The organism is Nocardia terrae, assembly GCF_009760405.1.
GTDB lineage: Bacteria > Actinomycetota > Actinomycetes > Mycobacteriales > Mycobacteriaceae > Nocardia > Nocardia terrae.
Genome location: NZ_WRPP01000002.1, coordinates 1,039,234 through 1,064,457 on the forward strand (window position 1 = coordinate 1,039,234; position 25,224 = coordinate 1,064,457).

Annotated in this window: 26 protein-coding genes and 1 riboswitch; of the genes, 7 read left to right on the forward strand and 19 right to left on the reverse strand. The window is 69.5% G+C overall.

Annotated features, from left to right (window positions below; genetic code table 11):
- Window positions 1–21: 21 nt before the first annotated feature.
- Window positions 22–861 (forward strand): helix-turn-helix transcriptional regulator, encoded by an 840-nt coding sequence (locus tag GPX89_RS14795; protein WP_157387974.1) that lies wholly within the window; start codon window positions 22–24, stop codon window positions 859–861.
- On the opposite strand, the gene GPX89_RS14800 is transcribed toward GPX89_RS14795, so the two are convergent.
- A complete protein-coding gene (locus tag GPX89_RS14800; protein ID WP_157387975.1) occupies window positions 838–1,101 on the reverse strand; it encodes a hypothetical protein in 264 nt (87 codons plus the stop codon). The genes GPX89_RS14795 and GPX89_RS14800 overlap by 24 nt on opposite strands.
- A gap of 52 nt (window positions 1,102–1,153) precedes the next feature.
- On the opposite strand from GPX89_RS14800, the gene GPX89_RS14805 reads away from it, so the two are divergent.
- Complete coding sequence (locus GPX89_RS14805; protein WP_157387976.1) at window positions 1,154–1,918, forward strand: glucose 1-dehydrogenase; 765 nt, start codon at window positions 1,154–1,156, stop codon at window positions 1,916–1,918.
- A 7-nt stretch (window positions 1,919–1,925) separates the two neighbouring features.
- Here GPX89_RS14805 and GPX89_RS14810 read toward each other — a convergent pair whose 3' ends face one another.
- The 4 genes from GPX89_RS14810 to GPX89_RS14825 all read right to left on the reverse strand — a co-directional run bounded on the left by GPX89_RS14810 (window position 1,926) and on the right by GPX89_RS14825 (window position 7,720).
- Window positions 1,926–3,248 carry an ABC transporter ATP-binding protein gene (locus GPX89_RS14810; RefSeq protein WP_157387977.1) on the reverse strand — a complete coding sequence of 441 codons (1,323 nt, stop codon included), beginning with the start codon at window positions 3,246–3,248 and terminating at the stop codon, window positions 1,926–1,928.
- A gap of 13 nt (window positions 3,249–3,261) precedes the next feature.
- Complete coding sequence (locus GPX89_RS14815) at window positions 3,262–5,001, reverse strand: ABC transporter permease (protein WP_328601833.1); 1,740 nt, start codon at window positions 4,999–5,001, stop codon at window positions 3,262–3,264.
- Window positions 4,998–5,711 carry an MgtC/SapB family protein gene (locus GPX89_RS14820; RefSeq protein WP_157387978.1) on the reverse strand — a complete coding sequence of 238 codons (714 nt, stop codon included), beginning with the start codon at window positions 5,709–5,711 and terminating at the stop codon, window positions 4,998–5,000. The genes GPX89_RS14815 and GPX89_RS14820 overlap by 4 nt, the downstream gene beginning before the upstream one ends.
- A 208-nt stretch (window positions 5,712–5,919) precedes the next feature.
- Window positions 5,920–6,095: riboswitch (M-box (ykoK) riboswitch) on the reverse strand.
- 386 nt (window positions 6,096–6,481) lie between these two features.
- Entirely contained in the window at window positions 6,482–7,720 is a 1,239-nt protein-coding gene (locus tag GPX89_RS14825; RefSeq protein WP_157387979.1) for an MFS transporter, read from the reverse strand.
- 87 nt (window positions 7,721–7,807) lie between these two features.
- Between GPX89_RS14825 and GPX89_RS14830 the strand changes: the two genes are divergently transcribed.
- A complete protein-coding gene (locus tag GPX89_RS14830; protein ID WP_157387980.1) occupies window positions 7,808–8,170 on the forward strand; it encodes an ArsR/SmtB family transcription factor in 363 nt (120 codons plus the stop codon).
- Here the strand turns inward: GPX89_RS14830 and GPX89_RS14835 are convergent.
- The gene (locus tag GPX89_RS14835; RefSeq protein WP_328601834.1) at window positions 8,158–8,784 is read right to left on the reverse strand and encodes a TetR/AcrR family transcriptional regulator; all 627 of its coding nucleotides are present in this window, start codon (window positions 8,782–8,784) and stop codon (window positions 8,158–8,160) included. The two genes, GPX89_RS14830 and GPX89_RS14835, sit on opposite strands and share 13 nt — an antisense overlap.
- 86 nt (window positions 8,785–8,870) lie before the next feature.
- Complete coding sequence (locus GPX89_RS43820) at window positions 8,871–9,269, reverse strand: hypothetical protein (protein WP_198347436.1); 399 nt, start codon at window positions 9,267–9,269, stop codon at window positions 8,871–8,873.
- 541 nt (window positions 9,270–9,810) lie between these two features.
- On the opposite strand from GPX89_RS43820, the gene GPX89_RS14845 reads away from it, so the two are divergent.
- Entirely contained in the window at window positions 9,811–10,245 is a 435-nt protein-coding gene (locus GPX89_RS14845) for a hypothetical protein (protein ID WP_157387982.1), read from the forward strand.
- Here GPX89_RS14845 and GPX89_RS14850 read toward each other — a convergent pair.
- The 5 genes from GPX89_RS14850 to GPX89_RS45450 all read right to left on the reverse strand — a co-directional run bounded on the left by GPX89_RS14850 (window position 10,242) and on the right by GPX89_RS45450 (window position 13,619).
- Window positions 10,242–10,550, reverse strand: a complete 309-nt coding sequence (locus GPX89_RS14850; protein ID WP_328601835.1) for a transcriptional regulator — start codon at window positions 10,548–10,550, stop codon at window positions 10,242–10,244. The two genes, GPX89_RS14845 and GPX89_RS14850, sit on opposite strands and share 4 nt — an antisense overlap.
- A complete protein-coding gene (locus tag GPX89_RS14855) occupies window positions 10,547–11,011 on the reverse strand; it encodes a hypothetical protein (RefSeq protein WP_157387983.1) in 465 nt (154 codons plus the stop codon). Before GPX89_RS14855 ends, GPX89_RS14850 begins: the two co-directional genes overlap by 4 nt.
- Before the next feature lie 82 nt (window positions 11,012–11,093).
- Window positions 11,094–12,962: a Na+/H+ antiporter gene (locus GPX89_RS14860; protein ID WP_328601836.1), complete on the reverse strand. Its 1,869-nt coding sequence runs from the start codon at window positions 12,960–12,962 to the stop codon at window positions 11,094–11,096.
- A gap of 78 nt (window positions 12,963–13,040) precedes the next feature.
- Window positions 13,041–13,244: a hypothetical protein gene (locus GPX89_RS14865; protein WP_157387984.1), complete on the reverse strand. Its 204-nt coding sequence runs from the start codon at window positions 13,242–13,244 to the stop codon at window positions 13,041–13,043.
- Between the two features lie 246 nt (window positions 13,245–13,490).
- Window positions 13,491–13,619: a hypothetical protein gene (locus tag GPX89_RS45450; RefSeq protein ID WP_268893295.1), complete on the reverse strand. Its 129-nt coding sequence runs from the start codon at window positions 13,617–13,619 to the stop codon at window positions 13,491–13,493.
- Window positions 13,620–13,852: 233 nt separating this feature from the next.
- On the opposite strand from GPX89_RS45450, the gene GPX89_RS14870 reads away from it, so the two are divergent.
- Window positions 13,853–14,128 (forward strand): hypothetical protein, encoded by a 276-nt coding sequence (locus GPX89_RS14870; protein WP_157387985.1) that lies wholly within the window; start codon window positions 13,853–13,855, stop codon window positions 14,126–14,128.
- A 143-nt stretch (window positions 14,129–14,271) separates the two neighbouring features.
- Here the strand turns inward: GPX89_RS14870 and GPX89_RS14875 are convergent, their stop codons facing one another.
- From GPX89_RS14875 to GPX89_RS14895, 5 genes are all read right to left on the reverse strand, one after another.
- On the reverse strand, window positions 14,272–15,597 hold the full coding sequence (locus GPX89_RS14875) for a pyridoxal-phosphate dependent enzyme (protein ID WP_157387986.1): 1,326 nt from the start codon (window positions 15,595–15,597) through the stop codon (window positions 14,272–14,274).
- The gene (locus GPX89_RS14880; RefSeq protein WP_157387987.1) at window positions 15,597–17,027 is read right to left on the reverse strand and encodes a type III PLP-dependent enzyme domain-containing protein; all 1,431 of its coding nucleotides are present in this window, start codon (window positions 17,025–17,027) and stop codon (window positions 15,597–15,599) included. The genes GPX89_RS14875 and GPX89_RS14880 overlap by 1 nt, the downstream gene beginning before the upstream one ends.
- Window positions 17,024–18,286 carry a heavy-metal-associated domain-containing protein gene (locus GPX89_RS14885; RefSeq protein ID WP_157387988.1) on the reverse strand — a complete coding sequence of 421 codons (1,263 nt, stop codon included), beginning with the start codon at window positions 18,284–18,286 and terminating at the stop codon, window positions 17,024–17,026. The genes GPX89_RS14880 and GPX89_RS14885 overlap by 4 nt, the downstream gene beginning before the upstream one ends.
- Window positions 18,283–19,491, reverse strand: coding sequence for an aminotransferase class V-fold PLP-dependent enzyme (locus GPX89_RS14890; RefSeq protein WP_328601837.1), 1,209 nt, complete (start codon window positions 19,489–19,491; stop codon window positions 18,283–18,285). Before GPX89_RS14890 ends, GPX89_RS14885 begins: the two co-directional genes overlap by 4 nt.
- Window positions 19,492–19,779: 288 nt before the next feature.
- Window positions 19,780–20,319, reverse strand: coding sequence for a DUF2599 domain-containing protein (locus GPX89_RS14895; RefSeq protein ID WP_157387989.1), 540 nt, complete (start codon window positions 20,317–20,319; stop codon window positions 19,780–19,782).
- A 230-nt stretch (window positions 20,320–20,549) separates the two neighbouring features.
- Between GPX89_RS14895 and GPX89_RS14900 the strand changes: the two genes are divergently transcribed.
- Window positions 20,550–21,023 (forward strand): HAD family hydrolase, encoded by a 474-nt coding sequence (locus GPX89_RS14900; protein WP_157387990.1) that lies wholly within the window; start codon window positions 20,550–20,552, stop codon window positions 21,021–21,023.
- Window positions 21,024–21,243: 220 nt separating this feature from the next.
- Here the strand turns inward: GPX89_RS14900 and GPX89_RS14905 are convergent, their stop codons facing one another.
- The gene (locus tag GPX89_RS14905; RefSeq protein ID WP_157387991.1) at window positions 21,244–22,974 is read right to left on the reverse strand and encodes a GMC oxidoreductase; all 1,731 of its coding nucleotides are present in this window, start codon (window positions 22,972–22,974) and stop codon (window positions 21,244–21,246) included.
- Window positions 22,975–23,075: 101 nt separating this feature from the next.
- Between GPX89_RS14905 and GPX89_RS14910 the strand changes: the two genes are divergently transcribed.
- The gene (locus GPX89_RS14910; RefSeq protein WP_328601838.1) at window positions 23,076–23,753 is read left to right on the forward strand and encodes a MerR family transcriptional regulator; all 678 of its coding nucleotides are present in this window, start codon (window positions 23,076–23,078) and stop codon (window positions 23,751–23,753) included.
- Window positions 23,754–23,764: 11 nt separating this feature from the next.
- Here the strand turns inward: GPX89_RS14910 and GPX89_RS14915 are convergent, their stop codons facing one another.
- Window positions 23,765–25,117, reverse strand: coding sequence for a family 1 glycosylhydrolase (locus GPX89_RS14915; RefSeq protein ID WP_157387993.1), 1,353 nt, complete (start codon window positions 25,115–25,117; stop codon window positions 23,765–23,767).
- Window positions 25,118–25,224: the final 107 nt, after the last annotated feature.

Genomic DNA, 25,224 nt, shown 5'->3' on the forward strand with positions numbered 1-25,224 from the left:
CCGTGATTGTTAGCGTGAGGTATGAACACCGTGGGCCGGCGCCGAGAACAGCTGCGAGAGTTCCTGCGCGACAGGCGCGCCCGCCTGACCCCCGAACAGGCCGGACTGCCCGCCGCCGGACGCCGGCGCACCCCGGGCCTGCGCCGCGAGGAACTGGCCATGCTCGCCGGCGTCGGCGTCAGCTGGTACACCTGGCTCGAACAGGGCCGCGACATCACCGTCTCGGCCGAGGTCCTCGACGCCGTCGCCACCGCACTGCGGCTCACCGCACCCGAACGCGGCCACCTCTACACCCTCGCCGGACTCAACCCGCCCTGCCACACCGCCGATTCCGGCCCCGCCATCAACGCGCAAACCCGCAACCTGCTCGACGCGTGGGGCACCCGCCCCGCCGTACTGCGCGACCGCTACTGGAACGTGCTGGCCCACAACGACATCGCCCACGCGGTCTTCGGCTACGACACCCCCACCCCCAACTGCCTGGTCACCTACTTCACCAACCCGCGCTACCTGGCCCTGCACGACACCTGGTCCGCCGCCGCGCCCGCGGTCGTGGCCGCCTACCGCGCCGACTCCGCGCGCTGCCCCGCCGACCCCGGTTTCACCGCCGTCATCACCGAACTACGCACCCGCAGTACCGAATTCGCCCGCCTGTGGTCGCGCCACGACGTCGGAACCCCCACCCAGGCCGTCAACGCCCTGCACCACCCCGAAGTCGGCGAGCTCCACTTCGACACCACCACCCTCACCCTCGCCGACCAGCCCGACCGCCACCTGGTCCTCTACAACCCCCGCCCCGGCCACGACACCAGCCGACGCCTCGAACACCTGCACCGCCTACGCCTGGCCCCACCGGCGTGAACCCCACCGCACCGACTCCTGCGTGTCCGACCCCCGGGCCGCCACGACCGCGTCGGTGACGAAGGTGCCGATCTGCGGAACACCGTCCAGCTCCGGCACCTCGGCCAGCAGGTGCAGACAGGTGCCATCGGCGAGGCATGCCGCGACGGGCTGCTCGAGACGATCGAGATCGGCCTCCCCCTCCGGACCGAGCGCGCCCAGCCGAGCCCTGGCGTGGCTTCGAGGGTGGTGGTGGCACACCCACGATCACTGCGCACTGTTTGCCAGCGGCCGGGTTCGGCAGGCTGAAGCCATGACAGACAACGGATTCCGGTACACCGACAAGATCGCGCTCATCACCGGCGGCAGCAGTGGGATGGGGTTGGCCACCGCGCGGCGGCTGATCGCGGAAGGGGCGCGGGTGATCGTCACCGGGCGCGACAAGACCCGGCTCGACGCGGCGGTCGCCGAGCTGGGGGAGCGGGCGTTCGGGGTGGCCGGGGACGCCACCGACGCCGCGGAGCTCGAGGCATTGGCGCGGGTGGCCGGTGAGCGGTTCGGGCGCCTGGACGTGGTGTTCGCCAACGCGGGAATCGGTGCGTTCCAGCCGGTTTCGGCGGTCACCGCGGCCGAGTTCGATCGCGTGGTCGCCATCAACGTCAAAGCCGCGTTCTTCACCGTGCAGCACACGCTGCCGCTGCTGGGCGCCGGGGCCGCGATCGTCATCAACGCCTCGTTCGCGCTGCATCGCGGGGCGGCGGGGGCCGCGCTGTATTCGGCCAGCAAGGCCGCGGTGCACAACCTGGCGCGCACCCTGGCCGCGGAGCTGGCGCCGCGCGGGATCCGGGTGAACTCGGTCAGCCCCGGCTACATCGACACCCCCGCCTTCCGCGCCGAACTCACCCCCGAGGCCCGGGCCGCCGCCGCGTCGCTGGTGGCGGCCGGGCGGGTGGGCACCAGCGAGGACGTCGCCGCCGCGGTGGCGTTCCTGGCTTCCGCCGACGCCTCCTACATCACCGGGGTCGACCTGCTCGTCGACGGCGGCCTGACCACCGTCGTGCCCACGGCCATGGTGTGAGCGGTGTTCAGGCGCCGCGCAGATCCGCGGCCGGGTCGGCGGTGATACGCCCGGAATCGGTGTCGTAGTCGTACAACTCGGCGTAGCGGCCCCACTCGATGGCCAACTCCAGCTGGCGGCGCGCGTCCTCGTCGGAGAAGCCACGTTCGAGCAGATCCAGGATGAAATCCGCGCGCACCGTCTCATCCGGCGAACCCACCAGCGCCGAACAGATGGTGCGCACCAGCGGAGCCCGCCGGCGCGCCTGCGCGGCGAAAACGGCCTTGCTGGCCTGGATGTCGGCGTTGGTGAAGTTCGCGCCCACATTGGTCAGGATCACATCACCGGATTCCACCAGCAGGAAACCCAGCAGCGCGGCCGCGTCGACCAACGGCATCAGATCATCGAGCTCGAAGTTGAGCTCATCGGCCACCACCGGCAGATCCGCGCGGCCGCTGTTGCCGTAGACCAGCTCGAGCAGACCCGCGATCCCGCCCACCGAGGCATCGGGCAGCGGCACCGCGAACGGGGTCGAGGTATCCACCGGGGCGGTGGAGATCTCGGTGTCGCGCCCGGTGAGCAGACCGTAGATCTGATCCACCAGCGCCTCGAAACCAGGGGCGCGTCGATCGCGCGGGCGCGGGGCGTCCACCGCGATCTCGGCGATGATGCGGCCCGGATTCGACCCCAGCACCATCACCCGGTCGGCCAGCTGCACCGCCTCCTCGATGTTGTGGGTCACGATGCACACGCACTTGGTCGGAAAGTCCTTGGTGGACCACAGATTCACCAGCTCGGTGCGCAGGTTCTCCGCGGTCAGCACATCCAGCGCCGAGAACGGCTCGTCCATCAGCAGCAGGTCCGGCTCGAGCACCAGGGCGCGCGCGAAACCCACCCGCTGGCGCATACCGCCGGACAGCTCCTTGGGGTAGGCGGTCTCGAAACCGTCCAAACCGATCCGGTCGATCGCCTCGAGCGCGCGCTGACGTCGCGCTGCCGGCGCCACCCCGCGCGCGGCCAGACCCAGCTCCACATTGTCCTGCACCGTCAGCCACGGCATCAGCGCGAAGGACTGGAACACCAGCGCCGCACCGGGATTGGCGCCCCGCAACGGCGCATCCCGGTAGGTGACCTGCCCGCTGGTCGGGGCCAGCAGGCCCGCGATCAACCGCAGCAGCGTCGACTTGCCCGACCCCGAGCGGCCCAGCAGCGCCACGATCTCGCCCTCGCGCAGTTGCAGATTCACCGCATCGAGCACATTGAGCCGCTCACCCGAGGCGCCGGTGAAGGACATGTCGATATCGCAGAGCTCCATCAGGACCTCGCCGGTGGCCAAGGATTCAGTGGTCATGGCAGGGTTCCCTTCACAGCGAGTAGCGGCGTTGCGCCAGGGCGTAGAGCCGACGCCAGAACAAACGGTTGATGCCGACGACGAACGCGCTCATGGCCAGCACGCCGATCAGGATGCGCGGCCAGTCCCCGTCACGGGTGGCCTCGGCGATGTAGGCGCCCAAACCCGTCGCGGTCAAGGTGGTGTCCTTCCACTGCACGATCTCGGCGACGATCGAGGCATTCCACGCCCCACCCGCGGCGGTGATCGCGCCGGTGACGAAGCTGGGGAAGATGGCGGGCAGGATCAGCGTGCGCCACCACAATCGGCGCGGCAGGCGCAGATTGGCCGCCGCCTCGCGCAGATCGGTGGGCACCGCCGCCGCGCCCGCGATCACGTTGAACAGGATGTACCACTGCGCGCCCAACGCCATCAGCAGGATCGCCGCCCATTGCAGGCTCGCCCCGGTGGCCACCAGCACCCCGGTCACCAGCGGGAACAGGAAGTTCGCGGGAAAACTGGCCAGCACCTGCACGATCGGCTGCGCCAGCCGCGACACCCGCGGATTCAACCCGATCCACACCCCGACCGGCACCCACACCGCGGTAGCGAAGATCAGCAGCACGACCACCCGGCCCAACGTGATCAGGCCCAGCCCCAACGCGTGGGCGACCTCCCCGAAACCGGCGGAACCCTCGATATAGCGCACCATCGCCACGGTGCCGGCCGCCAGGGCGGCCGCGACCACGATCGTGAACACCGCATCGGCGGCGCGCCGGCGCACCGGGGGCACATACAGCGGATGCTCGGCCAGCCCGAACACCCGCATGAACCGGTCGATCGGATACACCAGCGGACCGAAGACCCGGCCCAGCAGCTCCGGGATGTGGCTGCGGCGCAACAGATCCAGCATCAGGCTGCGCGGGGCGTCGGCGGACTCGGTGTCCTCCATGCGGAATCGCTCCGCCCACACCGTGATCGGCCGCCAGAACACGATATTGAGCCCGATCACCATCACGATCATCACCACGATCGCCAGTGCCACCTTGGACTCGTCGCCGTCGGCGGTGGCCACCGCGACATAGGAGCCGATGCCCGGCAACACATAGCTGCGGTTGTCGACGCTGATCGCCTCCGACGCCGAGACGAAGAACCAGCCGCCACCGAAACTCATCATCGCGTTCCATACCAGCGGGAACATCCCCGAGGGCACATCCACCCGCCAGAACCGCTGCCAGCGCGACAACCGCAGATTCCGCGACGCCTCATCGAGCTCGCGCGGCTGCGAGACCAGACTGTGGTGGAACGCGAACGCCATGTTCCAGGCCTGCGAGGTGAAGATCGCGAAGATCGACGCGCACTCGAGGCCCAGCGACGAACCCGGGAACAAGGCGATGAACCCGGTGATCGTCACCGACAGGAAACCCAGGATCGGCACCGACTGCAGAATGTCGAGGATCGGCAGCAGCACCTTGTCCGCGCGCGGCAGCCGCGCCGCCGCGGTCGCGAACACGAACGTGAAGATGATCGACGCACCCAGCGCGATCATCATCCGCAACAGCGAACGCGCCGCGTAATAGGGCAACTCGGCCGGATCGGTGGAAATGGTGGTGGGCGCGGCATTCTCGTCGAAGGGCACATGCATGCCCGCCGACACCTTCACAATCGCCCAGATCAGGATCGCCGCGCCCACGAACACCGCCACATCGGCCCACCGCGAACGCGGCCGATCCAGCGCCCCCCGCGAGGGATACGACCGCAGCGCGCTGCTCACTGCTCGACCTCCACCGGCGCGGGCACCGTGCGCCAGCCCACACTGGTCACCGACGGCTCGAGGCTCAACCGGCTCACCGCCGCCTCCATCTGCCGATCGTCACGGCGATCCCCGGTCAGCTCCGCGCGCACCTGCACCCGGCCCTCGGCGGTGTCGTGGCTCGAGATCGAGTTCAACCGGAAATCGGTGCGCGTCAACGACTGCACCAGCAGCGCCCGCACATGCGCCTCGTGCGCGTCGTCGGTGTCGGCGGTGAACGCATACAGCGCCTCCACCGCCTCGGGGCCGTCGGTGATCGGGCGATCCACCGTGCGCGCCACCGTGCGCAGCGCGGTATTGACCACCACCACCGCCACCGTGCCCGCCGCCGCGGTCGAATACATGCCCGCACCCGCGAGCGCACCCACCGCGGCCGCACACCACAGCGTCGCGGCCGTGTTCAGGCCCCGGATATTGAACCCGTCACGCAGGATCACACCCGCGCCCAGGAACCCGATACCCGAAACGATCTGTGCCGCAACACGAGTCGGGTCCGCGGAGGCGCCGTTGAACCCGTGCGCCGACAACAGCACGAACAGTGTCGCCCCGGCGGCGACGAGCGAGTTGGTGCGCAGCCCGGCCATCCGAGCCCGGAACTGGCGCTCGAACCCGATCACCGCACCCAACCCGACACCGGTACCCAGGCGCAGCAGCATTTCCCACGTGGTCATTGCGATCTCCGAACAAAAAGGGAGGACGGCGCACTCGCAATCGGACGCTACAGCCAGCGCGGTAGCGGACAGAGGATTGCGGCGGTGTCGCCGAGTGAACGATTGGCTAACGGACTTCGATCCGGTCCACCGGGCACGACCACCACCTCCTCGACGCAGTAGGCAAGGACTGCCGCACAGGGTGGGACCAGCGGGAAATCGCCGGAACGGGTACCACCCCTCGTAAGACCTTCAGCACTCCACGGCGTAAACCCACCCGCGGGGGTAGGAGCCGGTCGGGGCGGCCCCTTAACTCGGGGCAACCTGTCCTGATCCGGGGCGTCTCTCGACGTTCGGGATCGCCGGCCTGTATCCGTGAAGGAGCCTCAGCTAACGACGGCACCTTGCGGGGACGAGTAAACACCCGCCCGCCGCGATCGGCAACTCGGCGTGAGCGCGGTCGCTATCGGTCCGGCGGATGCCGATGGATCGGTGGCGGTGGACACAGCCGGGCCGGCAGTGCCGCGCGAGCAGGGGCGACGGCGGTGGGCGCATCCAGCAGACGTGCGCGGGTCACCACGGCATGACTCAGGGCGTCCGGCTCGTAGGCCCGCAGCTGCGGCGGGGTGTCGGGGGCCGCTCGCCCGCCTCGAGGGCGTCGCCGATCATGGCTACCTGCAGGGCTTCCCAGCCCCGCAGTAGTTCACGCAGCCGATCGTGGACCGGGCCGGGCGACGACCCGGTCGGCCCACTACCTCACGCTGCCCTTCGACGTGCAACCGGCGTAATACTCAGCGGGACACGAGGATTCGCGGGTGGTCGAGCGCGACCCGCGCCCCGAGTCGCAGCAGGCACAGGCCCGCGACGGCGGCACCGAAAATCTGTACCGCCGACAGCAAGCCGGTCGTGCCCGCCAGCAGGCCGACTCCGATCACCGGGCCGCCGGTGCCGCAGTAGGCCATGACGAAATAGGTCGAGATGACATCGGCGTGGCGCTCGGCGGGGGCGGCCGCGTTGATCGCGGTCAGGCCCGACAGGAACACCAGCCCGTGCCCGGCCCCGGCCAGGGCCGCGGCGGCCAGCAGCAACCACAGCGAGGACACGGCGCCGGCCACCGCCAGCAGCACCAGTCCGGCCGCCAGCAGCGGCAGCCCGGTGAGGTCCAGTGCCCGTTCGGATCGGCCGTAACCGGCCAGCTGCGCCAGTGCCCAGGTCACCGGCAGCAGGGCCGCGGCGGCACTGGCGATGACCAGGTTGGTGCTGCCCGACAGGGTGGCCGCGTAGGTGGGGATCAGGGTCAGGGACACACCGACCACCGCGAAACCCAGGAAGGTCGCCGAACCCGCGGTCGCGAAGGTGCGGCCCATCCCGGCCGGGATACTCGGGCGGCGCGGTCGCCACGGTGTGCGGACACCGGTCTCGGGCAGCCCCGCCACGACCATCACCGCCGGCGCCAGCAACACCAGGTGCGCCACGAACGGTGTCACGTAGGGGTCCGGAAGATATTGCGCCACCAGCGCCCCCATCAGCGGACCCGCCACCATGCCGCCGGCGGTGGCCACCGCCGCGACCAGGGCCGCGCGGCGGCGATCACCGCGCGGCTCGAGCTCGGTGATGGCCGCGGTCAGCGTGCCCGAGGCCGCACCCAGCGCCACACCCTGCAGGATCCGCGCCGCGAACAGCCACCCGACATCGGTGGCGAGTGCGAATCCGAGACTGCCCGCCGCGGCCGACCCCAACGCGGGCAACAGAATCCGCCGCCGTCCCAGCGCATCCGAGGCCGGGCCCGCGATCAGCAGCGAGGGGATCAGCGCCCCGACATAGACCGCGAACACCAGCGTCGTGGTCAGCGCCGAGATCCCGAAGCGCTGCGCGTAGCCGTGATACAGCGGTGTCGGAATATTGGTGCCGGTCAACAGGATCAGCAGCGCATAGGCGCTGCCCCAGAATCTCGTTCGGCTCCCCACCGGTGAATCATGCTGTGCCCCAGCGCCCGCGGCGCCGACTGTGATCGATTCCTCGACGGTCATGCGTTCCTCCCAACCCAAACATGTTCGATAATTCCGAACATAACAGGATGTTCGGAAATTGTGAACATATGGATTAGGCTGAAGCCCATGGCAAGCCGAACCGCCACCGAACTGACCCACCCCGCCCGCGATCAGCTGCGGTTCACCACCGTGCTGGCCGCGCTCTCGGACCCGGTGCGGCTTTCCATCGTGGCCCGCCTGGCCGCGGCACAGGGCGCGGAGCTGGCGTGCGCCACCTTCGATCTACCGGTCAGCAAATCCACCCAGAGCGGGCATTTCAAAACCCTGCGCGAGGCCGGGGTGATCGCCCAGCGCGACGAGGGCACCCGCCGGATGAACCGGCTGCGCACCGCCGACCTCGAGGCCCGCTTCCCGGGCCTGCTCGAGCTGGCGATCACCCACGGCCGCAACCCGACCCTGGGCGCCGAGGCCGGGCCTCAGTCGCGATAGACCCCGCGGTAGGCGTCGATGGTGGCCACCAGGTGATCCACGATCTGCTCGCGGGTGGCGCGCAGGGTGCCGTTGAGCCAGGCCGAGAACATCCCCGCATTGCCCGAGGCCATGGTGACCGCGGCCAGGCGCCGGCGCACCGGATCCTGCACGTGGGCGAACAGGTGGTCCTGGATCAGGCGGGTGAAGGTGGGCATCACCGCGATGGTGGTCTGGCCCAGTCCCGTCGAGGAATACGGCTCCACCAGAAACAGCCGCGATTTGCGCGGATCTTCGAGGACCTTGTCCACCAGCGCTTCCGAGAGCGCGCGATCGCGGTCGGGATCATCGCCGACGGCGAAGGCGGTCATCGGATCCAGGAACTCCTCGGCGATCTGGCGGTAGAGCACGTCCAGCAGTTCGTCTCGGCTGGCGAAGGATTCGTAGAAGTAGCGGTCGGTCAGTCCCGCGCGCCGGCACACCGCGCGCATGGTGACCGCGCCCGCCCCCGATTCCCCGATCAGATCCAGTGCGGCCTCGAGCAGCGCGGCGCGGCGCGCCTCCCGGCGTTCGGTCAGCGTCGTGCCACCCCAGATGCGGGGCTCGGCGTCGGAAGGCGGTTGCTCGGTCTGCACCGGGTCAAGAGTAATGCCGGTGCCGGGCCGGCACGCACACCCGGCACCGGAGCCGGGCGATCGCGACGACCCGCCGGGTGGTGCGCTCAGCCGGTGACGAAGCAGGCACTGCCCAGATTGATGCCGGTATTGACGGTCAGCACCGCGTACTGCGAGCCGTTGTAGGACCAGGCCTGCACGTAGTGGGTGCCCGTGGAGGTCGGGGTCCAGCTCGCGGTGGCGCTGCCGCCGCTGCCCAGGCTGAACTGCTGCGGATTGAACGTGGCCGAGGCGCTGTCGTACATCCACACATATTCGTTGGGACTGCCGTTCACGGTGATCGTGTAGGAGCAGTTGGTGCCGTAGCCGCCGCCGATGCTGGTGCCGCTGGACACGCTGACGCTGGTGACGTACGCCCCGGCGTCGGGTGCGGCCAGCACCAGGGCCGCGGCCGCCGCGGCGAAGGTGGTGCATGCGGTGAGAACCGGCTTTCGTGACCGAATCATCGTCGATCATCTCCCCAGAGGAGCGGGTGAATGAGGAACCTGCGACGCCATTGGCGCATATAGGCAGTGTCTGCGTACAGGGGACCCGACACGCGAATATCGCGGTACTCGTTGCGGATTCGGCCAAGCCGTGCCGTACTCCGCCGGAGCCCGCAACCCTCCGGTGCCGCGCGGTTGAAGCGAAAACGCCACAGCCCCTAGTGATCCCCTAATTCCGCTCCTCGGCTGGCTCAGGAGCTAACGGCCCGCTACCGTACCGATTGTCCGGATCCGCGAGAGGGCGAAACGCGCAGGCGCCTCCTCGCGGCAGGACCGCGGCGAGCCCGCTTCCCCGAGGCTCGCACCGGCGTCCCCGCACCACCGCGAGGCCGCGCGAAACCCGGCGTCGCCGAGGCGGATCCGATCCCCGCTTCGGCGACGCCGTCTGCTCCCGCCGCGGCCGCGGCTGTGAAGACCGACAGGATTCCGGCACAAAGACTTCGCGAAACGGACAGCGCTGGAATGATCACGGGCGTTCGATTCCCTCGCAGAAGGACCGCCGATGATGGCTCGCAGTCTGTCCGTGCAGAACCCGGCCCCCGCCCGGGCTCCCGAACCCGTCGAACCCTCCGAATGGGGACACCATCTGGGCGTGGGCGAGGACATCGCCGACAGCCTCTACGCCGACCAGCTCGGCGCGCTGATCTTCGTGCGCAAACTGGTGCGCGCCGGATACCTGTTCAACGCCCTCGTCGCGATCGCGGTCTGGGTGGCGATCACCCTGTGGGGCCGCTATTCCGGGCCGCGCTCCTTCCACGACTGCGCCGCCGTGCCCGGCTTCCAATCCGGCTGCAACCCCGACCTGGAAGCCTGGATCGTGGGCGGGCTCAGCGGTTTCGTGCTCGCCATCGTCGTGTTCACGCTGCTGTCGTTGCCCTGCTTCGTGGTCGCCTACGCGGTGCGCTGGTCGGCGCGGGCGATGGCCGACCGCAACTAGCGCGGCCCGGGTGGGGGAGCGGCGGCGACGATCTCGCGCAGCGCCGCGATATGGCCGTCGAAAGCCGCACGCCCGGTGGCGGTCAGGCGCGCGCGCAGCTTGTGGCGGCGGCCTTCCAGGCGGCGCTCGGTGGCGACGTAGCCGGCCTCCTCGAGCGTCGAAAGCTGTTTCGACAGCGCCGAATCCGACAGGCTCAGCCGGTCCTTGAGGTAGGCGAACTCCGCCCAGTCCGCGGCCGCCAGTGTCGCCACCAGGTTCAAACGCGTACTGGGATGGATCAATTCGTCGAACCGCGCCCCGCTCACGCGCGTGCCCAGCGTCGCAGCACCGACAGGATCTCCGGCCCGCCGAACCCGACGATCGCCGCGATCAGCACCGCCGACCAGGTGCGCGGATGTTCGACGCCGTCGGCGTTCAGGGCCAGCGCCGCGGCGACGGTCAGCCCGACCAGCCCCAGCAGCATGACGATCACGACCAGGGGGGTGCGCCGCCCGGCCACCGCGGTACTGACCTGGATGCCCGCGGTGCGCCGGCGCCCGTCGAGCAACCGCGACGCCAGGCCCGAATGTCCGGCGCCGAACACCAGCGTCGCCACGATCATCAGCCACGGCGGCCCGAAATCCCCGAGCAGTCCCAGCGTGACCCAGCCGCCCGCCATCGCCCACCAGTACCCGCGCGGCAGGCCGACCTCGTCGGCCACCTGCCGACGTGCGTGTCCGGCGGCGTCGAGCGCGGCGCGCGCCTGATCGGGAGTGATGCCGTCCATGATGACCCCTTCACTTTCCTGCTTGGAAAGTAAGACTCCACTTTCCCGGTGGGAAAGTCAAGGGGTGGGTGAAACCGCCGCGCTAGCCCAGCAATTCGTCCAGGTAGCACCAGCGCCAGGACTCACCCGGCTCGACGCTGCGCATCACCGGGTGGCCGGTGTCGTTGAAATGCTTGGTGGCGTGATTGCCCGGCGAGGAGTCACAGCAGGCGACATGACCGCACTCGAGGCACATGCGCAGGTGCACCCACACCAGGCCCTCGTCGAGGCATTCGCCGCAGGCGTCGGGGGTGTCGGGCACCCGCACACACGGCGCCTCGCGCAGATGCTCGCAGGCCCCGGCGGTGATCGGGGACGCCAGGACAGTGCCGTCGTCCTCGTCGGCCTCGGAGATGCGGTCGATGGTCGACTCCTCGATGTCGAGGGTCGACATGACCGCCTGCAGCACTTCCTGGTCGACCTGCCCCGAATCCCGGATGCCCAGCACCGTCTCGCGTTCGGCGGCCAGCATCGCCAGCCGCAGTCGCCGGTATTCACCGCTGGGGGTGACCCGCTGGGATTCCGAGCGGCCCAGCAACTCCCACGCCGCCTGCGCGCGCACCACCACCCGGTTGCGCAGCGCGTCGACCACATCCGGGGGAGTCTCCGGGGCGATGTTCTCCTCGAGCGCCTTCAACCCCGCGGAGGTGGCCTGCTGCAGCAGATTCGCCTGTTGCAGCAGGTCTTCGGCCTGGCTCGGTCCGCGTAGGCGCAGCACCCGCACCAGCGCCGGCAGCGAGAGTCCTTGCAGCAGCAGCGTTCCGCCCACCACCACGACCGCCACCAGCTGCAAGGTCGCCAGCTCCGGGGTGTCGGCGGGCAGCAGCAGCGCCGCGGCCAGCGTCACCACCCCGCGCATGCCCGCCCACGACACCACCGCCGGGCCGGTCCACTGCGGGCGGGGTTTGCCGTGGCGGCGGCCCGCGAACCGCCAGGTCAGATACGTCGTCGGGAACACCCAGATCGGGCGCGCCACGATGACCGTGGCCAGCACCGCCACACACGTCAGCAGCAGTGTCGTGTGCGGCAGATCGCTGTGCCAGGCCGCCTCCACCAGATGGCGCACCTGCAGCCCGATCAGCAGGAACACCGCGGACTCGAGAATGAATGCGATGGTGCGCCAATTGGTGTGCTCGGCGATGCGCGAGGCCGCGCTCTGCCACTGCGGGGCGCCGTGACCCAGGATCAGCCCGCAGGTGACCACCGCGATCACCCCCGAGGCGTGCACCGCCTCGGCCGGCAGGTACGCGATCCACGGGGCCAGCAGCGACACACTCGTATCCAGCACCGGGTCGCTGATGCGCCGGCGCAGGAACGCCAGCACCATCGCCGCTACCACACCGAGCAGCGCGCCACCTCCGGCCGCGCCGATGAAATCCGCGCCCGCCTCCCACAGCGTCACACTGCCCGCCATGGCCGCCACCGCGGTCCGCAAGGTCACCAGCGCGGTCGCGTCGTTGAACAGCGACTCACCTTCGAGCAGGGTCACGATCGGGCGCGGCATCCCCACCCGCCGCGCCACCGCCGTGGCCGCCACCGCGTCCGGCGGGGCCACGATCGCCCCGATCGCCACCGCCGCCGAGAACGGCACCGGCAGCAGCCAATACACCACCGCGCCCACCGCGAACGCGCTGAACAACACCAACCCCACCGACAGCAGCGTGATCGAGGTCTTCTTCGGCCGGAAATCCACCAGCGAGGTGCGAATCGCGGTCGTGTACAACAACGGCGGCAGCAACCCCAGCAACACCAGCTCGGGTTCGATGTCGAACTCCGGCACGAACGGCAGATACGACGCGATCACCCCGGCCACGGTGAGCACGAACGGCTCACCCAGCCCCAGCCGCCGCGCACCCGCGGCCAACGCCACCGCCCCCGACACCAGCACGACCAGTCCGAACGCCCACTCCACGAGAACATCGTGCCAGCCGCACCCGGCGATCCCGGCATCGGCTCGCCACGGGCGAACAGCGCCGCCCGCACCCGATGGCTACTCGGCGTGCCCCGAACGCGAGCGCGAGATCGCGAACACCGCGATCCGCGCGATCAGCGCCACTACCCACAAACCCACCCCGACCAGCTTCAGATCCGACTCCGCATCGGAATAGGCCCCCACCAGGATGGCCACCACCCCCGCCCCGAAACACAACGCCGTCACGGCATTACAGATCGTCCGGGTGACATGCAGGCCCACGGGCAACCCCGCGGTTCGCTCGATGCTGATGGTGAAACTCCCTGCCCGACTACTGAACTGGACCCCGCGCACCCTATCGCGTCACCGGCGAAACCGCCGACCCGCTCCCGTTTCCACTGGCCCGCAGCCCGTTTGACGCCGCGCTCACCTGCGGCGAAGCACCGGCTGCGGCGCCGACAGCGCGAACAGCCCGCAGCCGCCCGCCGGTCTCGTCCCGGCGTCGGGAGCAGGTGTCGACGCGGGGCCCTACCATCGGCTGATGATCTTCGGGGCGGGCAGGCGGGGATATCCCGGCTGGCTGAGCTGGGTGCTGGCACTGGTCCCGGTGTGGTCGTGCGGACTGCTGACCACACCGTTGTTCATCGTGCTGGCCATTCGCGCGCGCTCGGGACGGCTGGCGCTCGCGGCGCTCGGATACACGCTGGCGCGGGCGGTGGCGCACTGGTCCAAGGACTCGCATCCGGTGCCGTTCTACCTCGCCTGGGCAGTCCTGTACGACTACCGGACCGATGACAGCCCGGTGCTGTGCGCGGGATCCCTGCGCGGCCCGCCGCGATGTCCTCGACGGCGAAGTGCCGGTGGACCTTTCACAGCACACGATCCAACTGATGCTGCCGGCCTTCCTGTGGGCCGTCTTCGCCATCGGGCCCGTCCTGCTGTTCGCCGGGACCCTCGGCCGACTGGGCCACCATCCATCCGCCACCTGGCTGGCCCTCGGCGTGATCGCCCTCGCGATCCTGACCTCCCTGCTCGAGTCGCTGCTCGTGGCCGTGTGGAAACGCGACGCGGGCGAGATGCTGCTGGCAGCACCTTTCACCCTCGCCGCGGGCGCGGGCCTGTGGTGGGTGCTGCATGCCATGCCCCCAGCGTCGCTGCACATCTGACCGCTGAATCACGTGGCCGACCGGCTCGAACTTCCCGGGTAGGCGGATCATCTCCACGCGCCGATGCTGCTGCGCGACGACAGCGTCGTGTCCGGACGAAGCCGTTCACCGCAGGGCGTCGATGTTCGTGCCGCGGTTGCGTGTCAGTCGGGGCGGGGGGAGGACTCCATCGGTTTGCCCGCATCCCGCCACGCGGTGATACCACCGGCCAGGCTGAAGGCGTCGTAGCCGGCGCGGCGGGCCAGAGCGGCGAAACGCAGGGAGACCTCGCCGACGGGGCAGACGAAAACGACTGGGCGGGAACGGGAGAACGGGACGCCCTGGGTGAGCATGTCGTCGAGCTGGTCGTCGCGGATGTTGAGCGCGCCGGGGACGTGGGCGATGCGGTAGGCCATCGCGCCGCGGGTGTCGACGATGGTGGGGCGGGCGGTGCGGTCCAAGGATTCCAGGGCGTCGGGGGACAGGGCCGGGGTCGCCGACAGTTCGGCCGGGGTCGGGGCCGGGGCGCGGCCGGGTTTGCCGAACAGTTCGGGGCGGCGTTTGCGAATGTAGGACAGGTACGGTTCGAGCCGGTCGCAGACGATGAACACCGCCACCAGCGGATCGGGTTGCGGCGGCAGGGCTCGCAGGTGTTCGAGGGCGGCGGCATAGGTCGCGCCGCTGGTCGGGCCCGCCAGCACGCCGTGGGCGGTGGCCAATTCCAGGGTGGCATCGACCGCGCGCCCGGCCTCGATGGCCATGATGCGGTCGTAGAACTCGGGCTGGAACAACCCCACATCCCACATCTCGGTTTCCGAACGGATGCCGGGAATGAAGTCCCCGCGCTCGGAGACCACCGCGACCGTGGCCAGATCCGGATTGTGTTTGCGCAGAAACGTCGCCGTGCCGCGCGTGGAGCCGGTGGTGCCCAGACCGCCGATCAGACAGTCCACGCGGGTGATGCCGTCACGGGCGAGATCCTCGTGGATCTCACGCCCGGTGCCCTGATAGTGGGCCTCGATGTTCTTCTCACTCGTGTACTGCGAGGGGTGATACCAGGCGCCCGGCGTGCGGGCCATGGTCGATTCGATGACCGAGTACACGTCGTTCGGCGCGGTCGGGTCCGGGCATTCCGACAGCCCCGGCAGCTCCTCGATGTCGGTGCCCAACAGCGCCAACAGCTCTCGCACCTCGGCGACCTTGATCCGATTGGTGACCGCGCGCAACCCGACCCCGTGCATCGCGGCCAGAATCCGCAACGCCTTGGCCGTATTGCCGCTCGACGCCTCGATGAAACTCTGCTTGCGGGCGACGATGTCGTCGAGATCGTCGCGGATCATCCCCCACGCCACCCGGTCCTTGACCGACCCGAACGGGTTGTAGAACTCGAGTTTCGCGTAGAGCTCCACGTGCGCGAGCCCGTGCACGGCCGGATCCAGCCGCAACAACGGTGTGTTGCCGATCAGTTCGGTGATGTGGTCGTAGCGCATCAAGCCCCCTCGTGCCGGTAGTCGACGTCACGGCACACCGTGAACGTCCCCGACCGTTGCACCACCGCCAATTTCGGTGGCACCGAATGCATCGATGCGCGCGCTGCCGACAAATCCATGTGATAAGCGCCGGTATTGGGGAACACGATGAGATCCCCGGGCGCCGGGCACCGCGGCAGCCACACCTTGTGATTGGTGATCAGATCCCGCTCCAGGCACAACCGCCCGGCCAGGAACACCCCCACCGCACCGTCATCCGCGCCGGGGTTCATCCCGGCGGGCACCAGGATCGGATCCACCATCACCTCCTGATCGGCCGGGGTCACGGTGTCGCGGCTCAGATCCAGATTCACCAGCGTCGACCCGTCGGCGGTCTCCTTCACGAATTCCACCCGCGCCACGGTGATTCCGGCATGATCCACCAGAGCCTTGCCCGGCTCGAGCCAGATGTCGAGCAGGTTCTCCGCGGCGATGCGGGCGATCGTGCGGCCCCCGTGCGCCTCCAGCCCGGTATCGAGCAGATCGGCCAGCATCGTCCGGGCATCCACAATGTTGGCATATTTGTGAAAAACCGGTGTCCCGTGCACGGCGCCGTCCTCGAGATGGAACCCGAAAGTGTTGCCGCCCCAGGTCATCGGCTCCCCACGCCCCAACAGCGATTCCCGCAGCGCGTGCACGTATGCATCGAACGCCGCCGCGTCGGCGGTGAACACCTGCCGGAACCCGCCCCCGATATCGAGCACCGACGGCGTCAATCCGGCCGCGTACGCCTGCTCGGTCAACATCAGGCAACTCTCCACCGCCCGCACCCGCTCGGCGGGCTCACCCGAATCCAGGTGAAAGGCGAACCCGCGGAACTCGATCCGCTCCCGCTCGGCGACCAGCACCTTCACCACCGCCTCCAGCCGCGCCACCGGCACCCCGAACCGGCTGACCGGAGTCCCCGCGAACCCGCTGACCCGCACCAGCACCGGCACCCGCACCCCCGGACCCGCCAGCGCGGCAATGCGTTCGAGCTCCCACACATTGTCCACATTGATCGTCACCCCACTGCCCACCAACCGCGCCAGCAACCCCTCGCCCTTGGGTCCGGTCACCTCGATCCGCCCCGGAGCGAATCCCGAGCCGAGCGCACTGTCGAGCTCGGCGGCCGAGGCGACATCGATGCCCACCCCCGCCGCCTGCGCCACCTCGACGAACGCCCGCGACTGATTCACCTTGTGCGCGTAGCAGATCCGAAACCCCGCCACCCGCGCCGCCAACTCCACCCGCAACCGCTCCAGGTTCTCGGCGAACACCTGCGGAAACACCAGATGCGCCGGCGCCCCGAACTGCGCCACCGCGGCGTGGACCGCGCCCGGCTCGGCCAGGAACGCCCGCACCAGCGCATGCATCTTCGCCGGGAGTCCCGGCGGCGCGGCAGCGCTCATACCGCGGTTTCGGTGGCGGCGGGCGCGGGCGTGACCAGGGTCGGGGTGTAGCCGCTGTCGCGCAGCGCCTCGAAGGCGCGGTGGCGGTTGCGGGGGCTGCGGAACTCGGCGATCACCCGCTTGCTGACCAGATCGATCTCGGCGACCCCGATGCTCATCGACTCGAGCACCCCGGTGACGGTGCGGATGCAGTGCTTGCAGGTCATGTCGGGCACGTAGAAGACGCGGTCCTCGGCGCCGAGTTCGGCGGTGTCCGAACCGGTGTCGGCCGCGACCTCGGCGACGGTGACCCGGTCCACGATGCGGGTGAACGCGTCGGTGAACTTGTCGATGACCACCGGCAGGATGCTGTAGTGCTCGCCGTCGAGCTGATGGGGCATCGCGGCCAGGCACGCCGGGCGGGTGCCCGGCGCCAGCAGCGCGTACTGGCGCGAGATCAGATCCAGCTCGTCGTGGTACTTGGCGATGGCCTCGGGCACGCTCAGCCCCTCGACGAGGGTGGCGCGGCGCATCACCCGGTGCGCGTCCTCGATGGTCATGTCCTTCATCGCGCGCAGCGTCGCCACCGTCTCCGCCGAATACCGCACGGTCCCATCGGGTTGGGTGGCCAGGGTCACCGCGATCATGCCGCGCCGGTAGCTCGAGGCTTGCAGCTCCCAATACCAGCGGGTCGCCACCGCCGAATAGATCCCCGAATCCCGCATCCCGACCGCGAATTCGGCCGGACTGCGATACGGGGTCCAGCGCGCCAGCAGCGCATGCTGGGCCAGTGCGCGCCCGGCCGCCTCGATGCCCACCCGGAAGATCTCGAACGGCTCGTGATCGGTGGTGGTGCCCTCGAGCACCGCCTCGTCGCGGGCGCTGAGCTGCGACATGCGCTGGGCCAGAGCGGTATCGGCCTGCAGCGCGTGCCACAGCGTCAGCACCGTCTCGCGCATCGCGATCGGCACGATCGGACCCAGGCCCCCGGCCCGGAAATGCCCGGTGTTGGGGATGCCGTCGCTGTCGGTCCAGGCGATGCGATGGCTGGCGCTGGTCACCTGATCGGCGCGGCAGGGCCGCATGAACCGCTCCAGATACAGTCGCTGCGACATCGTCAGATGCGAGCCCGGCTCGGGTTGCAGTGGCGCGCACGTGTATTCGATGCGCCGCGGCGGCGGCAGCACCGCGGGCGCGCCCAGCCCGGGCCGGGCCAGCGCGGCCAGCACCCGGGAGGCGGCGCGGCGGTCGTAGCGGGGTTCGGGGCCGCTGGTAGTCAAGAGACCTCCTCGGCAATCGTGGCGACACACTCGGTGAACCGGTCGATCTCGTCGAAGGTGTTGTAGACGTGGGCCGAAACCCGCACCGAGTCCTCGTCCATGGGCACATCGTCGGCGGGCACACAGTGCGCGCCGGTGCGCACCAGGAACCCGAGCTCGCTGAGCACGAAACCCAGATCGGTGGCGCTGATCCCGGCCAGGGTGAAAGACACGATCCCGTAGCCGGTTTCGCACGGGGCATGGGCGGGGCCGGGCAGGAACTCCACGCCCGCGATCGCGCGCAGCCCGGCGATCAGCCGTTGCGTCAGCGCCCGATTGTGCTCGGCGATGGACTCGAGGCCCAGCTCGCCCAGCACCTCGAGGGCCGCGCCCAGGGCCAGGATGCCGGGCAGATTGTGGGTGCCGCCCTCGAGCAGCTGCGGCATCGACCCGCCCAGCAGCCCCGAATCACCCAGCGACACCGCCGAATTGCCGCCCGGCAGAAACGGCGCCAGCTCCCCGTGGCGTCGGCGGCGGCAGTACAGCACCCCGGTGCCGGGCGCACCGAACATCTTGTGCGCGGAGAACACCGCGAAATCCGCGTCCAGCTCCTGCACCCGCACCGGCAGATGCCCGCCGGACTGGCTGCAGTCGAAACACAGCGCGATCTGCGGATCGATGCGCCCGCGCAACTCTTCCAGGGTGCTCAACGCCCCGAACACATGATGCAGATGCCCCACCGTGATCAACCGGGTGCGCTCGCTGACCCGTGCCGCCACATCCTCCACATCGGCCTCGCCCAGTGCTGTCACCCGATACGGCACCAACCGGATCTCGCGCCCGAACCCGCCCAGCAGCCGGCGCAGATGATGCCAGGGATACACATTCGACGCATGATCGCGCGGACTGTAGAGGATCTCGTCCCCATCCCGAAGATTCGTCAACCCCCACGACAACGCCACCGCGTTCAACCCCGCCGTCGACCCGCCGGTGAACACCACTTCGTCGGGTGCGGCCCCGATGAACCCCGCCATCGCCTCGCGCACCTGCTCGAGCCGGCGGCTCAAACTCGTCGCCCACGGATAGGTGCCGCGCCCGGCATTGGCGGTGCGCTCGGTGTGATACCGGTGCACCGCCCGGATCACCGCCAGCGGCTTCTGCGTCGTCGACGCCGAATCCAGGTAAATATCGGACGTTTCACCCAGGGCGGGAAAGAGTCCGCGCACAGCAGCCCCCGCCGATCCCCGAGCAGCGGGCGGCGTGGGTATAGAGGCCGCAGGTGCGGAGGCGCGCACCGGTGCCCTCCCTCCCAAGGAGTTCGCGCTGGACCTCACCAACGATACGCACAATCACCGACCCGCTCGAAGGTTCTCGCACCCAACCACTTTCGCCGGTACCCCTTCGTTACCGACCAGAACGATGCAGCGCGCGGTGCGCTGTGGTGCCCGCGCACGGGCTCGACTCGGGATCGGGTGCGGATCGATCGATCGACCCGAACCACGATCGGGCCGCCGCTAGCGCTCGGGGCCGCCGGGGTTGCAGAAGGCCGCGACCGTCGCGTCGTAACCGACGGCGGGACGCCAGGGTTCGAGGTTCCAGCTGGGTTTGTCGGGGGCCACGACGCGGGCCCATTCCCAGTGGCAGCGGAATTGGTCGTACATGCCGGGGGTGTCGGCGTCGGGGGCGGAGGTGAGGACTTCGGACCAGGCGCGGTCCAGGGCGGCGGGGTAGGTGTCCTTGCGCCCGGCGGTGGTGGGGTAGACGTGCAGGCGGCGGCCGTCGATCTCGTCGGTCCACTCGGTGTGGTCGATGAGGGCTTGGTCGGGGTAGGGATCGACCGTCGGGACCACCGCGGCCTGAGCGGTCGGGGACGGGGCGGCCACGGGGGCGGCCGAGCCGGTGGGCTGGCCGGGAGCCGGGGTGGGCGAATGTGGCGCCAGCGTCAGCGAACTCACCACCACCGGCGCGGACTCCTCGGCCGCGCCGCAACCGGTCAGTACCAGCGCCAGTGCCAGCACGGGCGGGCCACCCGCGAGTTTCCAGCGCCACCGCATGGGCTATTGCCCCTTTCATCCGATCCGTCCCGCCCGGACTCGACGCTACCAGCGGTGAACATCCGCTCACCGAACCCGGAGGCAAATAGGAACTTCAGCGTTCCGAAGTGGACCCCGCGCTGGTGCATTGGCCCAGACAGACCCTACGATGGCACGCGCAGGGCGGTTCGTGAAAGAGGGGACCGTCCGGCACCCTTGGTACCGGATGGTTGCTGACTGGTAGGGGCTCGATGAACGCCGCAACTGTGAAACTGCTTGTGTGGGAGTGCGACAACACCCTGTGGGACGGGGTGGTGTGCGACTCGACCGCCGGAGCGCTGCGCGCCGAGGCGGCGCGCTCGCTGCGCATCCTCAACGAGCGCGGCGTCATGCACGCCGTCGCCTCGCGCGGCGAATGGGCCTGGACGGTAGAGCAATTGCGCCGCCACGGGGTGGCCGAGCGCTTCGCCGCCGTCGAGGTCGGCTGGGGCCGCAAGTCCGCGGCCATCTCCCGCATCGCCGAAACCCTCGGCGTGGGCCTGGACCAGGTCGGCTACATCGACGCCGAACCCCTCGAACGCAGCGAGGTCGCCCACGCCCTGCCCCAGGTCCGCTGCTACGCCGCCCGCCACGTCGATGTCCTTGCCGCCCTGCAGGAATTCCGCGCCCCCGTCGGCGACGTCCCACCCCCCACCTCACCCATGGCCCACATCCACGCCCGCTGACCCCAGCCCCGCCATGGCGCCGAGTGCCACATCCTGGAGCGGCTTTTCCCGAATCCACCTCCAGTGTGTGCCACTCGGCGCTATCGCGTGCGAGGTGGCCGCTGCTCGGGGTGCCGGTGCACGCTGACCGCGGTGGTGCGGTGGGACCTGCATCGGGGGTGGCGCGCAGACGAACCGGCCGCCGGTCCTCAGGGACCGGCGGCCGGCGTTCGGGGGGATCTCAGGCGGGGGTGGATTCGGTGCCGCCGCTGCGGATCTCGACGATCGGCAGGACCAGGGCGGCGGGGGCGGTCGCGGGGACCATCGGCTGCTTGGGTGCGATCGGTGCAATACGGGTGTAGCCGGCGGACTGGTCGGGGCGGGTGTCGAGTTCACCGTTGTTGGGCCACATGGCCGCCGCGCGTTCGGCCTGGGCGGTGATGGTCAGCGACGGGTTCACGCCCAGGTTCGCCGAGACCGCCGCACCGTCGACCACGCTCAGGGTCGGGTAGCCGTAGACGCGGTGGTAGGCGTCGATGACACCGTGCTCGGCGTCCGCGCCGATGGCCGCGCCGCCCAGGAAGTGCGCGGTCAGCGGGATGTTGAACACTTCGCCCCAGGAGCCGCCCGCCACGCCGCCGATCTTGTCGGCGACCTTGCGGGTGACCGCGTTGCCGACGGGGATCCAGGTCGGATTCGGTTCGCCGTGGCCCTGTTTGGAGGTCAGCTTGCGCCCGAACAGCCCGCGTTTGGTGTAGGTGGTGATCGAATTGTCCAGGTGCTGCATGACCAGCGAGATGATGGTGCGCTCGCTCCAGTTCTTGACCGACATGAACTGCAGCAGCGTCAGCGGGTGCAGCAGCACCGTCCACAGGAACCGCAGCCAGCGCGGGATCTTGCCGCCGCCGTCGACCATCAGCGTCTGCAGCAGGCCCATTGAGTTGGAGCCCTTGCCGTAGCGCACCGGCTCGATGTGGGTGTCGGGGGTGGGATGGATCGAGGAGGTGATGGCCACACCGCGGGTGAAGTCGATGTCCGGGTTCACCTTGCGGGTGGCCGCGCCCACGATCGACTCGGAGTTGGTACGGGTCAGCACACCCAATCGCGGTGACAACTTCGGCAGCACGCCCTTGTCGCGCATGGCGAACAGCAGCTTCTGGGTGCCGCGGGTGCCCGCGGCCAGGATCACGTGCTCGGCGGTGTAGGTCTTGGGCTGCTTGCGGAACCAGCTCCCGGTGCGCACGGTCTCCACCTGCCAGGAGCCGTCCTCGAGCGGGCGCACCGTGTCGACCGTGGTCATCGGGAACACCTGCGCGCCACCGGCTTCGGCCAGATACAGATAGTTCTTGACCAGCGTGTTCTTGGCGTTGTGGCGGCAGCCGGTCATGCACTCGCCGCATTCGATGCACCCGGTGCGGCGCGGGCCCGCGCCACCGAAGTACGGGTCCTCGACGGTCTTGCCCGCCTCGCCGAAGAACACCCCGACCGGGGTCTGCACGAAGGTGTCACCCACACCCATGTCCTCGGCGACCTGCTTGAAGACCTCGTCGGCCGGGGTCATGTGCGGGTTGGTGACCACGCCGAGCATCTTGCGGGCCTGCTCGTAGTAGGGCATCAGCTCGTCGTGCCAATCGGTGATCTCGCGCCACTGCGGGTCGGCGAAGAACGGCGCGGGCGGGACATAGAGGGTGTTGGCGTAGTTGAGCGAGCCGCCGCCGACGCCCGCGCCCGCGAGGATCAGCACATCACGCAGCGGATGGATGCGCTGGATGCCGTAGCAGCCCAGCTTGGGCGCCCACAGGAACTTCTTCAGATCCCAGCTGGTCTCGGGCAGCTCGTCATCGGCATAGCGCGCACCGGCCTCGAGCACCCCGACCTTGTAACCCTTCTCGGTCAGGCGCAGCGCGCTCACACTGCCGCCGAATCCGGACCCGACGATGAGCACGTCGAAATCGGTGTCGCGTTGGGTCATGGATTCTCCCTGTGTCGTCGTCGACAGTGTGGCGGCGGTTACGCTAACGCCGACAGTGGCAACTGTCAACGTTGGCCGGTTGCGGTATCTATGCTGTTCGCGTGGACCGATACAGCCGCCTGCAACTCGCCGAACTCAGCGGCGTGGCCGCCCGCACCATCCGCTACTACCACTCGGTCGGCGTGCTGCCCAAGCCCGGACGCGCGGGCAAGGAGGCGGTCTACGGACCCGAACACCTGGAACGACTGCGCGCGATCACCACCATGCAGGCGCGCGGGCTGCGCCTGGACGCCATCCGGGAGGTCTTCGAGGCCGAGGTCCCCGGGGACGGGGACTGGCGCGAGGTCTTCGACCCGCGCTACAGCGGCGACCCCGAGACCGGCACCGTCCTCGACGACGAAGCCCTGACCGCATTGCTCGGCGATCGCCGACCCGAGATCCTCGAGGACCTGATCGGCGCCGGATACCTCGAACGCCGCGGCGAGCGCTGGCACGTGCCCGAACCGGCCATGCTCTCCGGCGCGCTCATCCTCTACGACGTGGGCACCGACATCGCCCTGTCGGGTGTGCTGCGCAAGCTGATCCGCAGCCACATCGGGACATTGGCCGACGAGATGATCCGCGCCGTGCGCGAGGCCTCGGGCGCGGAGTACACCGGCGAGGGCGTGGGCTACGACCTGGATCGCTTCCGCGACCGGTTCCGGGCCGCGGCCCACGAGGTCGGCGGGGCCACCTTGGTCGAGGAGATCGAGCGCGCCGTGCGCGAACTGGACCGCTGAGCCCGCGCCGATCAGGGTGCCGGTACCGCGGTCGGAACGGTGACGGGGGAGTCGCAGCTGGCGGGCGGATCGACCAGATGGCACTCGGCGGGGAAACGCACCGGCTCGTAGGCCGCGGGCACACCCGAGGCGGTGATGATCTGCCGGTAGGTGTCCACCGCGTCGGTGGCCTTGCGCGTCAGATTCGGATCGGTGAGCGCATCCACGCTGTAGAGGCCGAAACGCGGTGTGTAGGAACCCCACTCGTAGTTGTCGGTCAGGCTCCAGTAGTTGTAGCCGACGACGTTCATGCCGTCGGCCTTGGCGCGGGTCAGCCAGTAGACGGTGTCGCGCAGGTGATCGGAGCGGGTGTAGCCGTCGGGGCGGGGCTTGCCGTTCTCGGTGGGCATCCCGTTCTCCACCACCCACAGCGGTTTTCCCGGGAACTTCTGCGAATAGTGCTGCAGCGCATAGTAGATGCCCTCGGGCCGGATCGGCAGCTCCCACATGCCCACGGGCGGTGCGGCCGATCCGTCGGGCAGGTTCACGGTAGTGGACTTGGGCGGGTCGACGGCGAAGTAGTAGTCCACCCCGATGAAGTCGAGCTTGTCGCCGATGCGGTCCATGAGCGGCCCGTTGACCTGCGACTCCGCGCCCGCCACATAGCCGACATTGCTGGTGACCAGCGCCTTGGGCTGCACCTGGTGGATGTAGTCGTAGATCTGGTTGTGCACCTGGGCGACCTTGTCGAGCATCTGATCGGCGTCGGTGTCGTTCTGGCGGACCTCGTGCATGATGTAGGCGACCGGTTCGTTGACGGTGACCCACACCGGATTTCGCGAGGTGTAGCGGTCGACCACCTTGCGGGCGTTGGCCAGCCAGTCGGTGACCATGTCGGGGTTCTTCCACCCGCCGCGCTCGGCCTCCCAGCCCGGATACACCCAGTGATCCAGCGTCAGCATGGGTTCCATGCCGTTGGCCACGATGTCGTCGACGACCTGGTCGTAGAAGGCGAAGCCCGCCTCGTCCCAGACCCCGGGCTCGGGCTGCAGGCGCGCCCATTCGATGCCGATGCGGAACACCTTGGTCCCCAGGCTCGCCGCCAGGGCGATATCGCTCTGGAACCGGGAGCGGAAGTCGATGGAATTGCGGTAGCGGTCCCAGCCTGGGTTGGCGTCGATGTAATGCATCCAATTGCTGTCGGGTGCATGGCCCTCGGACTGGAATCCCGACGCGGCCACACCCCACAGGAACTCCGGTCCCAGTCCGCCGCGCGTGCCCGCCGCGGGCGGGGTGGCGGGGGTGGCGTGGGCGCTCGCGACCGGCAGCAGCGTCGCGGCGGTGGCGAGCCCGGCCAGGACGAGAGCGTGCAGGCGTCTGCGCATCGGGGCTCCTCCTCGGGGACAGGTGGTCGGAATGTCCCGATTCGGAGCGTAGCTGTCAGTTAGCTGAATTCCGGGGCAGCCGAGGGCGTGTCGCGGTGCCCGATTCG

Bases quoted from the DNA above. Each gene is read 5' to 3' on its own strand.
- GPX89_RS14895 (WP_157387989.1), bottom strand. From the start codon at position 20,319: ATGCGGTGGCGCTGGAAACTCGCGGGTGGCCCGCCCGTGCTGGCACTG.
- GPX89_RS14845 (WP_157387982.1), top strand. From the start codon at position 9,811: ATGATGGCTCGCAGTCTGTCCGTGCAGAACCCGGCCCCCGCCCGGGCT.
- GPX89_RS14855 (WP_157387983.1), bottom strand. From the start codon at position 11,011: ATGGACGGCATCACTCCCGATCAGGCGCGCGCCGCGCTCGACGCCGCC.
- GPX89_RS14905 (WP_157387991.1), bottom strand. From the start codon at position 22,974: ATGACCCAACGCGACACCGATTTCGACGTGCTCATCGTCGGGTCCGGA.
- GPX89_RS43820 (WP_198347436.1), bottom strand. From the start codon at position 9,269: ATGATTCGGTCACGAAAGCCGGTTCTCACCGCATGCACCACCTTCGCC.
- GPX89_RS14880 (WP_157387987.1), bottom strand. From the start codon at position 17,027: ATGAGCGCTGCCGCGCCGCCGGGACTCCCGGCGAAGATGCATGCGCTG.
- GPX89_RS14820 (WP_157387978.1), bottom strand. From the start codon at position 5,711: ATGACCACGTGGGAAATGCTGCTGCGCCTGGGTACCGGTGTCGGGTTG.
- GPX89_RS14915 (WP_157387993.1), bottom strand. From the start codon at position 25,117: ATGCGCAGACGCCTGCACGCTCTCGTCCTGGCCGGGCTCGCCACCGCC.
- GPX89_RS14900 (WP_157387990.1), top strand. From the start codon at position 20,550: ATGAACGCCGCAACTGTGAAACTGCTTGTGTGGGAGTGCGACAACACC.
- GPX89_RS14875 (WP_157387986.1), bottom strand. From the start codon at position 15,597: ATGCGCTACGACCACATCACCGAACTGATCGGCAACACACCGTTGTTG.
- GPX89_RS14830 (WP_157387980.1), top strand. From the start codon at position 7,808: ATGGCAAGCCGAACCGCCACCGAACTGACCCACCCCGCCCGCGATCAG.
- GPX89_RS14795 (WP_157387974.1), top strand. From the start codon at position 22: ATGAACACCGTGGGCCGGCGCCGAGAACAGCTGCGAGAGTTCCTGCGC.
- GPX89_RS14825 (WP_157387979.1), bottom strand. From the start codon at position 7,720: ATGACCGTCGAGGAATCGATCACAGTCGGCGCCGCGGGCGCTGGGGCA.
- GPX89_RS45450 (WP_268893295.1), bottom strand. From the start codon at position 13,619: ATGGCCAGCACGATGAACAACGGTGTGGTCAGCAGTCCGCACGACCAC.
- GPX89_RS14870 (WP_157387985.1), top strand. From the start codon at position 13,853: ATGCTGCCGGCCTTCCTGTGGGCCGTCTTCGCCATCGGGCCCGTCCTG.
- GPX89_RS14810 (WP_157387977.1), bottom strand. From the start codon at position 3,248: ATGACCACTGAATCCTTGGCCACCGGCGAGGTCCTGATGGAGCTCTGC.
- GPX89_RS14805 (WP_157387976.1), top strand. From the start codon at position 1,154: ATGACAGACAACGGATTCCGGTACACCGACAAGATCGCGCTCATCACC.